Annotated in this window: 7 protein-coding genes; 5 read left to right on the top strand and 2 right to left on the bottom strand. The window is 54.3% G+C overall.

Translation table 11 applies throughout. The features are described from left to right. Positions 1 to 653 precede the first annotated feature (653 nt). The 5 genes from topA to ACKI3C_RS06865 are packed head-to-tail and all read left to right on the top strand — an operon-like array spanning position 654 to position 10,516. The gene (gene topA, locus ACKI3C_RS06885; RefSeq protein WP_407403396.1) at positions 654 to 2,978 is read left to right on the top strand and encodes a type I DNA topoisomerase; all 2,325 of its coding nucleotides are present in this window, start codon (positions 654 to 656) and stop codon (positions 2,976 to 2,978) included. A gap of 47 nt (positions 2,979 to 3,025) precedes the next feature. Continuing rightward, positions 3,026 to 5,995, top strand: a complete 2,970-nt coding sequence (locus ACKI3C_RS06880) for a PEP/pyruvate-binding domain-containing protein (RefSeq protein ID WP_407403394.1) — start codon at positions 3,026 to 3,028, stop codon at positions 5,993 to 5,995. Positions 5,996 to 6,025: 30 nt separating this feature from the next. Then, on the top strand, positions 6,026 to 8,116 hold the full coding sequence (locus ACKI3C_RS06875) for a hypothetical protein (RefSeq protein WP_407403392.1): 2,091 nt from the start codon (positions 6,026 to 6,028) through the stop codon (positions 8,114 to 8,116). A 30-nt stretch (positions 8,117 to 8,146) separates the two neighbouring features. Continuing rightward, positions 8,147 to 9,592, top strand: coding sequence for an MBOAT family O-acyltransferase (locus ACKI3C_RS06870; RefSeq protein WP_407403390.1), 1,446 nt, complete (start codon positions 8,147 to 8,149; stop codon positions 9,590 to 9,592). A 3-nt stretch (positions 9,593 to 9,595) separates the two neighbouring features. Next, the gene (locus ACKI3C_RS06865) at positions 9,596 to 10,516 is read left to right on the top strand and encodes a hypothetical protein (RefSeq protein ID WP_407403388.1); all 921 of its coding nucleotides are present in this window, start codon (positions 9,596 to 9,598) and stop codon (positions 10,514 to 10,516) included. A gap of 14 nt (positions 10,517 to 10,530) precedes the next feature. On the opposite strand, the gene nrdG is transcribed toward ACKI3C_RS06865, so the two are convergent. Together nrdG and ACKI3C_RS06855 are read right to left on the bottom strand one after the other, a co-directional pair. Then, complete coding sequence (gene nrdG / locus ACKI3C_RS06860) at positions 10,531 to 11,025, bottom strand: anaerobic ribonucleoside-triphosphate reductase activating protein (RefSeq protein ID WP_407403386.1); 495 nt, start codon at positions 11,023 to 11,025, stop codon at positions 10,531 to 10,533. A 103-nt stretch (positions 11,026 to 11,128) separates the two neighbouring features. Continuing rightward, a complete protein-coding gene (locus ACKI3C_RS06855) occupies positions 11,129 to 13,336 on the bottom strand; it encodes an anaerobic ribonucleoside triphosphate reductase (RefSeq protein ID WP_407403384.1) in 2,208 nt (735 codons plus the stop codon). Positions 13,337 to 13,954: the final 618 nt, after the last annotated feature.

The raw sequence follows: 13,954 nt of genomic DNA, 5'->3' as shown, positions 1-13,954 counted from the left end.
TCTACACAGTCATTTCTATTCCTCAAATTGCAAACATTTCAATGATCTTGTGCCTTCGTTGTTCCCGAAAGCGAGTGCAAAATTACAACAAGTTTTTGAACTGGCAAAATCTTTTCGGGATTTTTTTTGATATTTTTTATTGAATGGCGGGTAATGTGTTGTGTGATAGTATGATAGCGAAGTGTTAACGAATTGTTAAATATTTCACGGCGGGCGGAACGGGGCGCGATGCGGGGCGGAGGGGGCGGTGATAGAGGGCGATAGATGGTGATAGATGGTGATAGATGGTGATAGATGGTGATAGATGGTGATAGATGGTGATAGATGGTGATAGATGGTGATAGATGCGATAGTTGCAATAGTTGCGATAGTTGCAATAGTTGCGATAGATGCGATAGATGCGATAGTTGCGATAGTTGCGATAGTTGCGATAGATGGCAATAGATGCGATAGAGGGTGATAGAGGGCGGTTGTTGCTTTGTCCTGCGGAGGTGATTTTACTTGACTGCTATCTGGACTATTATAATAATGTAATATTTTTATATATTATATATATAAGGTGTGAAGGGTGATTTTTTTGTGCTGGATAGTGGGTGGTGTGTATTGATTTTTTTTATACCTTTGCGCCGAAATTTAAAATTACATTACTGAATATGGCAAAAAACTTGGTTATAGTTGAGTCTCCTGCAAAAGCGAAGACTATCCAGAAGTTTCTGGGTAAAGACTATGCTGTGATGTCTAGCTATGGTCACATACGTGACTTGCACAAGAAAGACTTCAGCATTGATGTGGAAAAAGATTTTACACCTATATATGAGATACCGAGCGACAAGAAGGAACTGGTGCGCGAGCTGAAGGGTGCAGCCGAGAAGGCAAGCATGGTGTGGCTGGCGAGCGATGCGGACCGCGAGGGAGAGGCTATCTCATGGCACTTGTATGAGGTGCTCGGGCTGAAGCCTGAACGCACACGCCGCATTGTGTTTCATGAGATCACCAAGCCTGCAATCCTAGCGGCAATAGAGAATCCTCGCGAGATAGACCTAAACCTCGTTGACGCCCAACAGGCGCGCCGCGTGCTTGACCGCATCGTGGGCTTCGAACTGTCGCCAGTGCTGTGGAGAAAGATCAAGCCGTCGCTCTCGGCCGGCCGCGTGCAGAGCGTGGCTGTGCGCCTGATCACAGAGCGCGAGGACGAGATCAAGGCGTTCACAAGCGAGGCTTACTACCGTGCAACTGCCCAGTTTGCGACAGAGGACAATGTGATGTTGAACGCAGAGCTCAACCGTCGCCTGACGGACAAGAACGACGCGATGGCCCTGCTCGATGACTGCAAAAAGGCTACGTTCACAGTGAGCGAAGTGACAGTGAAACCCATGAAGAAGAACCCTGCACCTCCGTTCACCACCTCTACCCTACAACAGGAAGCAGCACGCAAGCTAGGCTTCTCGGTGAGCCAGACCATGCGCGTGGCACAGTCGCTCTATGAAAGCGGACACATCACCTACATGCGTACCGACTCGGTGAACCTGAGCAAACTGGCTCTTGCCACCATCAGCGACGAGATCAAGCAGAACATAGGCGAGGAATACCTCAAGATGCGCAACTACCGCACCACCGCGAAGGGCGCGCAAGAGGCTCACGAGGCAATACGCCCCACCTTCATCACCAACCACGAGATCCAGGGCACCGCACAGGAGAAACGCCTGTATAACCTGATATGGAAGCGTACTATCGCTTCGCAAATGGCTGACGCTCAACTCGAACGCACCCAAGTGGATATCAACATGAGCAACCGCAACGAGAAGTTCATCGCCAGCGGCGAGGTCATCAAGTTTGACGGTTTCTTGAAGGTGTATATGGAATCGAGCGATGACGAGTCGCAAGATGACGACCTGAACATGCTTCCCGTGCTCAAGAACGGCAGCAACCTCGAAGCCAGCGAAGTGGTGGCAATGCAACGCTACACCCAGCAGCCCTCGCGCTACACCGAGGCATCGCTGGTGCGCCGTCTCGAAGAACTGGGCATAGGCCGTCCATCAACCTACGCGCCCACAATCTCGACCATCCTGTCGCGCGACTACGTGGTGAAGGGCGAGAGCAAAGGCGAGAAGCGTGAATATGAGGTGATCACATTAAAGAAAGACAAAGTGACCACCCGCACCAAGAGCGAACTCACCGGTGCAGAGAAGGGCAAACTCATCCCAACCGACATAGGCATGGTGGTGAACAGCTTCCTGATGCGTTTCTTCCCGTCGATCATGGATTATAACTTCACCGCCCTGGTGGAGCAGAACTTTGACGATATTGCCGAGGGCAAATCGAAGTGGAACAGCGAGATAGGCAAATTCTACGAGTCGTTCCACCCTCTCATCGAGAAAGTATCGACGCTGCGCCTCGAGCACAAGGTGGGCGAGCGCGTGCTGGGCAACGACCCCAAGAGCGGCAAGCCCGTGAGCGTGAAGATAGGCCGCTTCGGTCCGCTGGTGCAGCTAGGCAGCACCGAGGACGAGGAGAAACCCCGCTTTGCATCGCTGCAGAAAGACCAGAGCGTATCGACCATCACCCTGGAAGAGGCGCTCAAGCTCTTCGACCTGCCCCGCACGCTGGGCGACTTTGAGGGCAGCGAGGTGGTAGTGGGCGTGGGGCGCTTTGGTCCCTACGTGCGCCATGCGGGCAAGTTTGTGTCAATCCCCAAAGACATGGCGCCGCTGGAGCTCACCCTGGAGCAGGCCCAGGAACTCATCGAGTCGAAGCGCAGCACCGAGGCCTCGCGCGTGCTGGTCACCTTTGACGAAGAGCCCGAGCTGCAAGTGCTCAACGGACGCTACGGCCCCTACATCAGCTACAAGAAACAGAACTACAAGATTCCGCGCAAGATGGATGCGGCAACCCTCACCCTGGAGCAATGCCGCGAAATCGTGGCCGACGAAGCAAACGCATCAAAGTCGACGAGCCGCCAACGCGCTGTGAAGAAGTAAAAACATGCACGGGGCACGTCCCCGTGCACACCCAAGCATAAAAGACGATGAATGAATCACTGCTGAGCCAACTATACCTCAAGGAAACGGCCTTCCAGAACCTGATGCAGGAGCGCATATACAATGTGCTCCTCATAGCCAGCGACTATGACGCATTCATGCTCGAGGAAGATGGCCGCGTGGAGGAACAGATATTCATGGAATATGTGTCGCTCAACTTGAGTTCACCTCCGCGCGTTACCCGCGTGCGCGACTATGCAAGCGCCGTTGCAGCCCTTGACAAGCAGCAGTTTAACCTCATCATCGCCATGCCAGGCGTGGACTTGAGCGAAACCTTCACCAAGGCAGTGGAGATCAAGCATTCGCACCCCGACGTGCCCTTTGTGGTGCTCACCCCGTTCTCGCGCGAAGTGTCACGCAGGATAGGCGGCGAGGACTTGAGTGGCGTGGACTATGTGTTCAGCTGGCTGGGCAACGTGGACCTGCTGGTGGCCATCGTGAAGCTGCTAGAGGACAAGATGAACGCTCCCGTGGACGTGAACGAGGTGGGCGTGCAGATGATCCTGCTGGTCGAGGACTCGGTGCGATTCTACTCGTCGATCCTCCCCACCCTGTATAAATTCATCTTGCGCCAGTCGCTCATCTTCTCGACCGAGGCGCTTAATGCCCACGAGTCGATGCTGCGCATGCGCGGCCGCCCCAAGGTGATGCTTGCACGCGACTACGAAGAAGCGATGCTCCTCTATGAGACCTACAAAGACCACATGCTGGGCGTGATAAGCGACGTGTCGTTCAAGCACGAAGGCGTGAAAGACAGCAAGGCAGGCATCAAGCTAGCCCACGAGCTGCGCAAGCGTGACCCTTACATGCCCATCATCATCGAGTCGAGCGAGAGCGAGAACAGCGAGCTGGTGGACACATTCGGCGGGTGTTTCCTTGACAAGAACTCAAAGAAACTGCCCGTGGATCTGGGCAAGGCCATCATGGACAACTTCGGATTTGGCGACTTCATTATCCGCAACCCCGAGAACGGCACCGAGATCATGCGCTTCAAGGACCTGAAGGCACTGCAGTATGGCGTGCACAAGGTTCCAGCCGAGTCGCTGTTGCACCACGCCAGCCACAACGACATCTCGCGCTGGCTGTACTCTCGCGCGCTGTTCCCCATAGCGCAGGTGATGAAAATGCACCGCTTCACGAGCATCGACGAGGCTCCGGCAGTGAGACAGCTCGTCTTTGACCTGATTGTGAAGTACCGCAAGATGAAGAACCGCGGCGTGGTGGCAGAGTTCAAGCGCGAGCGATTTGACCGCTACTCGAGCTTTGCTCGCATAGGGCAGGGTTCGCTGGGAGGCAAAGGTCGCGGCCTGGCATTTATCGACGCTATGATCAAGCGCAATCCGGTGTGCGACAATTTCAACGGCGTGGTGATAAGGATACCTCGCACGGTGGTGCTGTGCACCGACGTGTTTGACGAGTTCATGGAAATGAACGGACTGTATCCGCTTGCATTGTCTAATGTGCCTGACCAAGAGATACTTGATGCATTTCTCAAGGCTCGTTTGCCCCAGAGCATCATCGACGACATGTCGTCGCTCTATGACGTGATCGACGCGCCGCTGGCAGTGCGCAGCTCGAGTCTGCTCGAGGACAGCCACTACCAGCCGTTTGCAGGAGTGTATTCCACCTATATGATTCCGCACCTGAACGACAAATCCGAAGGCGTGGAATTGCTGGCAGGCGCCATCAAGGCAGTGTATGCCAGCGTGTTCTATGCCCAGAGCAAAGCCTACATGGTGGCGACAAGCAACGTGATCGACCAGGAGAAGATGGCGGTGATAATACAAGAAGTAGTGGGCAAGCAACGCGGCGAGCACTACTACCCCGCCTTCTCGGGCGTGGGCCGCTCGCTGAACTACTACCCCACGGGCAAAGAGCAGCCCGAGGACGGCGTTTGCGAGCTGGCAGCGGGCCTGGGCAAGCACATCGTGGATGGCGGCCAGGCGTTGCGATTCTCGCCAGCACGCCCCAAACACGTGCTCCAGACCAGCACCACCCAACTGGCACTTCGCGACACGCAGCGCACCCTGTGTGCGCTCGACACCACGCAGGCCGAGCAGCAGTTTGCCCTCGACGAGGGTTTCAACATCCCCAATCTGCCCGTGCAAGAGGAAGCACGCGCGGGACACCTGCGATACATGATATCGACCTACGACGCGATGAACGACTACATCGTGGATAGCGACAGCGCACGCGGACGGCACCTGGTGACATTTGCCAACGTGCTCAAACACGGCGTGTTCCCGCTGGCTCCCGCCGTGAAATTCATGCTCGAGCTGGGTCAGGAGCAGATGGACCGTGCCGTGGAGATTGAGTTTGCCGGCAACATCGCCGACAGCCCCAACGACGACCACCGAGGCGAGATATACTGGCTGCAGATACGCCCGATGGTAGATCGCCGCGAGATGCTCGACGACGACATTCACAACGTAGAACAAGATAAATTACTCATAAACAGCACAAAAGCACTGGGACACGGCCTCACCGACGGCATCACGGCTGTGGTGATGGTCAAGCCCGAGAAATTTTCGTATGAAAATAATTGGGCTATTGCTAGTGAAATTGCAAAAATAAATAGTAACTTTACAAACTCAGGCAGCAACTACATCCTGATGGGTCCCGGCAGATGGGGTTCGAGCGACGCGGCACTGGGCGTGCCCGTGAAATGGACCGACATAGCCGCAGCCCGGCTCATCGTGGAGCAGTCGCTTCCGGGCAAACGCATAGACCCCAGCCAGGGATCACACTTCTTCCAGAACCTGACATCCTTCGGCGTGGGTTACTTCACTGTGGGCGAAGAAGGTGACGGCAGCCTTGTCGATACCGACTTCCTCAATTCATGCACAGCAAGCTATGAGAGCGAGTGCGTGAAAGTGGTTACATTCGACTCACCGCTCAAGGTGGCGATCAACGGCATCAAGGGCATGGGAGTGGTGATGAAACCCGGTGACAAATGAATTAAAAACAAAAAAAGAAAACATTGAGATATGTCATTCTTTAACAACCTGAAAAGAGCTTTCGGCTTCAACGACAACGGCGAAGACCTGGACGAGGATGTGGACTACGAGTTGACACGCTCGCCCTTCTCCAACCCCTTTCGCCACGATGATAAAACTCTCACCGAGCGAGATGACTCACCCTCATCCCCAGGCGAGGCCGACGTGGTGCACCCCGCACGCGTAGAGCCCGAGTTTGAGGAAGAACGCATTGTGCCCAGGCGCCAAGCGGTTGAAGAACCCGTGAGTCCCCAGTCAGAGCCTCGCACCCAGCAGGCTCCCGCCAAGGCGCAGAGAACCGAGCAACCTCTCCCCCAGCCCAAGCACGAGGCGAGAGAGGAGCAGCAGGAGACGTCGGCCCCACAAGCCGTGGCACCCAGCAGCGAGCTCGTTGACGCTGTGATAGACCTTATCAACTCGTCGCTGCCGCCCATGATGAAGCAGTATATCGACACAGCAAGCCAGCGACGCGACGTGGAGAAGAAGCTTGCCCCCTTTGCCGCCGCACAACCCGCCGCACAACAAGCGGCAGGCACCGGCGATGCCGACCTGAAGGCACGCCTCAAGATGTGTGACATACAGCGACGCGCCGCACAGAACAGAGCCAACGACCTCTCGGCACGCATCAGCGAGCTGGAAACCGAGAACGAGAAACTTGAAGTGGATCGCAAGTCGCTAGAAAACAAGATAAAAGTGCTGCAAGTCACAGCCGGCAATGCGCCCGTAGCCAACGACACAGCGCGCGAGGAAGAACTTGCAGCAGCCAAGAAACAGGCCGAGGAAGCGCTCAAGCAAGTGAAAGCGCATGAGGAAACGATAACATCGCTCTCGGCCCAGCTCGAACGCAACAGCAACGCCCTCACCTCACGCGACGAGACCATAGCCAAACTGCACGAGGAACTTAACACAGCTAACGAGCACCTCAAAATCGCCGAGCAACTTGAAGCACGCCTTGACGAAGTGGAGACATTCAAGCGCAACAAGAACGAGGAGGTGCGCAACCTGCGCCAGCGCCTCGCCCAGGTGGAGCAAGCCGGGAAGGACGCCGAAAGCCTCAAGGCACAGCTGATACTCGCACAAGAGGAAAACGTGCGCCTAAACAAAGAAGTGACCACGCTCACCCACAACGCCAAGGACACCCGCGAAAAGCACAACCGCCGCGACGTGGAACTGGCCAACCGCATCAACGACCTCAAGTCGCAACTCAACTCGGCAGCGACTCTCGCCGAAAGCTATAAAGACAGCCTTGACGCACAAATCAAGGAAACCGACAAAGCAAAAGCCCTCGCCGAACAAGCCCTCACCGCCAGCAAGGAGACACAAGACGCACTGGTTAAGGCTCAAACCGAGCTGAAAGATGCACTCCGGCAAAAAGACGAAAGCCTCAAACAGGCCGACACCGCACGCGACGATGCCAAATCGCAACTCGACGAACTCAACAAGCAGCTGGCACTGAAGGCCGACGAACTCAAAGACGCCCTCGAGCAAGCAGCAACACTGCGCACCGAACTCGATGCTTCCCACATACTCAACGATGACCTGATGCAGCAACTCGACGAGTTGAAGCAGCTGTCCGCTCCCATCGAATATCCCCAGGAAGAGCCCGAGGTTGCCGCAGCAGTGCAAGAACCTGCCGAAGCAACCACACAGCTTCCCGCAGAGGAAGCGGTAGAAGAAGTGACCGAGCAGGCTGAAACCGAGGAAGCTGCCCCCAAACCCGAGGAAGCTGCCGCTGCCGCTCTTGAAGAGAAGAAGGAAAAGAAGGAGAAGAAAGAAAAGAAGAAGGAGAAGAAGAAGGAGAAGAAGAAAAAGGAGGAAAAGAAGGAGGAAGCAGCCCCCGAGGAGGCAGCGAGCAACGATGCCGAGGAGGCTCCGGCCGCTGATGCCGTCACCGACGAGTTGCTCGACAAAGCAACCGATGCCGCCCCATTCATGGACATCACCCTCGACGACATCGACGACGTGGACTGGCTCATCCCCGTGGAACCCGACCCTGAACCCGAGCCAGAGCCCGAACCCGAACCAGAGCCCGAACCGGCTCCAAAACCAAAAGCCGATCCACGCCAGCTGTCGCTGTGGTGATCGAGATGTTAACGTAGCAACACAAGCATTATGTCATTCGTCTCAATACAGTTCCTGTTGTTCCTGCCCATAGTGTTCCTGCTCTATTGGTTCGTGTTCAAGCCCACCAAGATGCAGAACATCTTCATCGTGCTGTCTAGCTACGTGTTCTACGGGTGGTGGGACTGGCGCTTCCTGCTGCTGATGGCATTTACAAGCATCTGCTGCTACGCAAGCGGACGGGCAATCGAGAAATTTGAAGGCCGCAACAAGCTGCAACGCGCCATCACAGCGGTCAACGTGATTGTAAACCTCGCTATCCTGGGTGTCTTCAAGTACTACAATTTCTTTGTGGGCAACCTGGACGTGCTGCTATCGTCAATGGGGTTTGCCCTCGACTGGCCCACGGCCAACATCATACTGCCTGTGGGCATCTCGTTCTACACTTTCCAGGCCATAGGATACAGCGTGGACGTATATAAGAAAAAGATTGCCGCGTCACACGACATCATCGACTTCTTTGCATTCATCAGCTTCTTCCCCCAGCTTGTTGCCGGCCCCATCGAGCGAGCAAGCGACATGTTGCCGCAGTTTGCTCGTGCACGCAAGTTTGACTATGCGAGCGCTGTCGATGGCTCACGTCAGATGCTGTGGGGTATGTTCAAGAAAGTGGTGATAGCCGACAACTGCGCCCCCTACATCAACACCACATGGAACAACATCGACACGACGTCGTCGTTCAACCTGATGGTGGTGGGCTTCCTTTTCTCGTTCCAGGTTTACTGCGACTTCTCGGGTTATTGCGACATAGCGGTGGGATGCGCCAAGCTGTTCGGTTTCAAACTGCGCGCCAACTTCAACTACCCCTACTTTTCACGCAACATCCCCGAGTTCTGGCGCCGCTGGCACATCACCTTGCTGGCATGGTTCCGCGAGTATGTGTACTTCCCCCTGGGCGGAAGCCGCTGCTCCAAGTTGAGATGCTGTTTCAACACCATCTTTGTGTTTGTCCTGAGCGGTCTGTGGCATGGTCCCGACTGGAGTTTCGTTCTCTATGGCTGTGCCCATGGCCTGATGTGCAGTTTCTATGTGCTCACGGGCATCAAGACCAAGTATGACCACAACGTGGGGTGGAAGCGTGTGCTGCCATCGGTGAAAGAACTGCTCATGATGCTGGGCACATTCACGTTTGTCACCCTTGCCCGCGTCATGTTCAGGGCACAATCGCTAGGCGAAGCGTGGTACTACTACAAGCACGTGTTCTCCTGGTCGGTCTTCGACCCGCGAGGAGGCGTTGTGGGCCTGAAAGTCATCCCCCTGTGCATCATGCTGCTTGTCATCGAGTGGATCAAGCGTGACAACAGCCACGTGCTTGAACTGAACGGCCACGGCCTGATGAGACACCAGTGGGCACGATGGACGCTATATCTCGTGATAGTCATGGCAATAGTGCTGATGCAAGCACCCCAACAAGACTTTATCTATTTCCAATTCTAGGCAATGAAGCGATACTTGACATACGTAACCCTATTCTTGCTCATCGTGGGCACCATCCTGGCGCTGTGGGAGTGCTTCGTGCGGCAATACCCCACCTCCTACCAGTACAAGGCACAGTGGATGGACAGCCATGCCCCCGGCGTGAGCACACTGATCCTGGGCGGATCGCACACCTACTACGGCGTGATGCCCTCGCTCATGGGCGACAGTGTTTTCAACCTCGCCAACGTGACGCAGCACTCTGAGATTGACGACTGGCTGCTATCGCACTACATAGACCGATGCACCAACCTGAAAACGGTGATTGTGCCCGTTGATGTGACCAACACCTTTGACTCGCCGCTGGAAAAGAGCGTGGAATGGTATCGCGGCACCTATTACAAACTGTACATGGGCTGCGACCTCTTTGACAACAACTTGAAGTATTACTGCGAGATATCATGCCTGCCGGCCTTTAACCGCAAGTTCTTGGCGGCAGTGCAAGGGCTGTGTGGCGGAGACACCTCCCTGGAATGTGACAGCACAGGGTTCGGCACAGGATTTGCCACGCCGTCGCACTTCGACGAGAACATGATGATCGTCAGTGCCAAGACAGCCGAGCACCGCAGCACTGCCGACTCGGCAAACGTGGCCTACAACTCGCAGCACCTCATGCACATCGCGTCGATGTGCCACGACAGGGGGATAAGGCTAGTGATTGTCACCACACCCATGTGGGACGGATACACGTCAAGAATCAGCAAAGCGAGCCTTGAAACCGTGCATGGCATTGTGAATCAATGCGTGAAGAAGTATGGGGCCGTTTATATGGACCACATGAACGACACTCGTTTCCAGGGTACAGATTTCTACGACTGCGACCACTTGTCGCGGCAAGGCGCCGAGAAATTCACCAGGATACTCAAAGAGCAACTCGCTCGATAAAGTCACCCCGCCTTTTATATTTTGACCTGCGGCTCAAAGAGCACCACCTGGCCATGTTTCATGGTCTCGGGCACATTGATGAGACGCTGGTTGCGGCTGCCGCGAAAGAGGATGTCGAGATCTCGCTCGGCCATGACGAATGGCCCGTCAACCAGCACGTCGATGCTTTTCATCAGCTCCATCAACTGCGGTTGCTGCACGATGTGTTCCCACGTGTAGCCCGTGTAGCACCAAATGTTGTAGCCCAGCTCGCGCTTGATGCGTGCCGCCAAACTAGCAACGGCCCCAGCCTGGAACAGCGGGTCGCCGCCGCTGAATGTGACCGGTGCCTCATTGTAGGCAATGACACGCATCAGCTCGTCCTCGCTCATCTCCTCGCCTCCCGCCGGATCCCACGACTGCGGGTTGTGGCATCCAGGGCAAGCATGGCTGCAACCGGCAAGATAAATCGAAGTGCGCAACTTGGGGCCATCGACGCTAGTCCCTTCAACAACCTTTAATACTCTCATCGTTTTTTTAAATGAAAGGGTCTAGAAAATCTAGAGATTCTAGAAATTCTAGACCACATAAATTTGTTTTCTTAATCTCTTAAAGCGTGGCGTCCTTAAACACTTACTTGTGTACCACGCGGTCCTTGAGTTCGGCGAGCTTGCCGCTGTTCCAGCGGTCGGTAGTGCCCACAAGGTAACCGGTGATGCGTTGCAGGCGGTCGATGTCCTTGCTGCCGCAACGGGGGCAAGTCTTCAATCCCTCGGTTGCATCCTCATATCCGCAGTGGATGCAGCGGTTGCGGTTGTGGTTAACCGAGCAATATCCCATGTTGTACTTGTCCATCAGGTCAACAACGTTGCTGATAGCCTCGGGGTTGTGAGTAGCGTCACCGTCGATCTCCACATAGAAGATGTGTCCGCCACGGGTGAGGTCGTGATAGGGAGCCTCAACCTCGGCCTTGTGCTTGGGCGAGCAGTGGTAGTACACGGGCACGTGGTTAGAGTTAGTGTAATAGTCCTTATCGGTCACACCGGGAATCACGCCGAATTCCTTGCGGTCGCCCTTCGTGAAACGTCCGCTCAATCCCTCGGCGGGAGTTGCAAGGATACTATAATTGTGCTGGTATTTCTCGCTGAATTCAAGCGCACGGTCGCGCATGTGTGCCACAATCTTGAGTCCAAGCTTCTGGCTCTCCTCGCTCTCGCCATGGTGCTTGCCAGTGAGCGCGATGAGGCACTCGGCCAGGCCGATGAACCCGATGCCCAGCGTACCCTGGTTGATAACGCTCTCGATTGTGTCGTTAGGCTGCAAGTTCTCTGCGCCGTTCCACAGCTGCGACATCACGATGGGCATCTGCTTGGCGTAAGCGGTCTTCTGGAAGTCAAAACGGTCGTTGAGCTGGCGTGCTGTGAGTTCGAGCACATTGTCAAGCTTCTTGAAGAATGTCTCGACGCGCTCTTCCTTGGTCTCGATGCCCATGCACTCGATAGCGAGCTTCACGATGTTGACTGTCGAGAACGACAGGTTGCCGCGACCCACAGAGGTCTTGTCGCCATAGCGGTTCTCAAACACGCGAGTGCGGCAGCCCATGGTAGCTATTTCATAGAGATAGCGCTTGGGATCGTCGGCCTGCCACTTCTCGTGGAAGTTGAAAGTGGCGTCGAGGTTCACAAAGTTGGGGAAGAAACGGCGGGCAGTGACCTTGCAAGCCAGCTGGTAGAGGTCATAGTTGCGGTCCTCGGGCAGGTAGTTCACGCCACGTTTCTTTTTCCAGATCTGGATGGGGAAGATAGCGGTAGCGCCATCACCCACGCCCTTATAGGTAGAGAGCAAGAGCTCACGCATCACGCAACGGCCCTCGGCGCTAGTGTCAGTACCATAGTTGATTGAACTGAACACCACCTGGTTGCCACCGCGAGAGTGGATAGTGTTCATGTTGTGGATAAATGCCTCCATAGCTTGGTGCACACGTCCGGCAGTGCGGTTGATAGCATGCTGTTTAGCACGCTCCATGCCTGTGAGTCCGTCGAGTTCAGCGATGTTATAGTCCTCGATGGGAGCCTCATAGAGAGCACTGTAGTCCTCGCCCGTCATCTTCTCGATATACTTCACCTCTTCAACATAAGTCTTGCGCACGAAGGGAGCCAAGTAGAAGTCGAAAGCGGGAATAGCCTGTCCGCCGTGCATCTCGTTCTGCGCAGTCTCCATCGAGATACAAGCAATCACGCTAGCAGTCTCGATGCGCTTGGCCGGACGAGACTCGCCATGGCCAGCCATGAAACCGCCTTGCAAAATATGGTCGAGCGGGTGCTGCACGCATGTGAGGCTCTTGGTGGGATAATAATCCTTGTCGTGGATGTGCAGGTAGTTGTGACGTATAGCGCCCAGTGCCTCGGGGCTGAGCAGCTTGTCGTCGGTGTAGGCTTTAGTTGTCTCGCTCGAGAACTTCATCATCATGCCGGCGGGGGTGTCGGCATTCATGTTGGCATTCTCGCGAGTGATATCATTGTTCATCGCATCGATGATTTGCTGCAAGATAGCATACACCTTGCTCTTGCGAGCACGGCTGCGGTCCTGGCGGTAGCGTATATAGACCTGCGCCACCTCCTTGCGTGTACTCTTCATGAGCTCCATTTCCACCATGTCCTGGATGGCTTCCACCTCCATGCGCTCGGCACCACGATTGCCGATGCGGTCGGTGATGCGCTGGATGAGGCTCTCATCTTCGCCCAGATCGGTTCTCAACATGGCCTTGCGTATGGCAGCCTTTATTTTTTCTTCGTTATAGCCCACGACGCGACCGTCGCGTTTAACTACTGTAAGTATCATAATAGCCCTAGAAATTTAATTATGAGATGTTTAATATTAGCCTTTAATTTCGCTTAAAAAACACCGCCATCAGGCAGGTTTGATTTGCGACTACAAAACTACAAATTGCCCTTGAAATATCAAAATTTTTTCACAAAAAGTTTTGCACAAATTTTTCGTTTTGGACAACTTTTTCGCCACCACACTTTGCTACAAATCTTATTTTCAATAACTTAAAAAAAGTTTTGGACAACTTTTTCAAAAACCCCACCGAAAAAAGCTATCATTTCCACCCCTTATTGTAAAAACTACAATATCCCCGCAAAACGCTCCATTCTCACTACTAAAGCATTACGGAAAAATCCCTTCCCGTCACCCCCGAAAAAACATCAATAAAAAGACATAAGAGATAGAATTCACCATTCCATTCTCCTGCGCCGTTTTTAAAAATTTTCAGGCTCTACCCTCTATGTAACTATTCAGCAATGGTATTTTGAGTAACTCAACTTTAGCATGTAAAACCATTTGAGCCTCACCTATTTGATCCGATTAGCGTCCTGCTGGACGCAGTGCGTGTTGCATTTCTTCCCCCACCGCCACTTCGTTCGGCGGTGGGGGTTATTTAGGTATTGTCCTGCC

It is taken from the genome of Sodaliphilus sp., from assembly GCF_045598405.1.
GTDB lineage: Bacteria > Bacteroidota > Bacteroidia > Bacteroidales > Muribaculaceae > Sodaliphilus > Sodaliphilus limicaballi.
This window is presented reverse-complemented; position numbering and strand designations above follow the sequence as displayed.

Coding starts and splice junctions, on each gene's coding strand:
- topA (WP_407403396.1), top strand. CDS start 654: ATGGCAAAAAACTTGGTTATAGTTGAGTCTCCTGCAAAAGCGAAGACT.
- ACKI3C_RS06880 (WP_407403394.1), top strand. CDS start 3,026: ATGAATGAATCACTGCTGAGCCAACTATACCTCAAGGAAACGGCCTTC.
- ACKI3C_RS06875 (WP_407403392.1), top strand. CDS start 6,026: ATGTCATTCTTTAACAACCTGAAAAGAGCTTTCGGCTTCAACGACAAC.
- ACKI3C_RS06870 (WP_407403390.1), top strand. CDS start 8,147: ATGTCATTCGTCTCAATACAGTTCCTGTTGTTCCTGCCCATAGTGTTC.
- ACKI3C_RS06865 (WP_407403388.1), top strand. CDS start 9,596: ATGAAGCGATACTTGACATACGTAACCCTATTCTTGCTCATCGTGGGC.
- nrdG (WP_407403386.1), bottom strand. CDS start 11,025: ATGAGAGTATTAAAGGTTGTTGAAGGGACTAGCGTCGATGGCCCCAAG.
- ACKI3C_RS06855 (WP_407403384.1), bottom strand. CDS start 13,336: ATGATACTTACAGTAGTTAAACGCGACGGTCGCGTCGTGGGCTATAAC.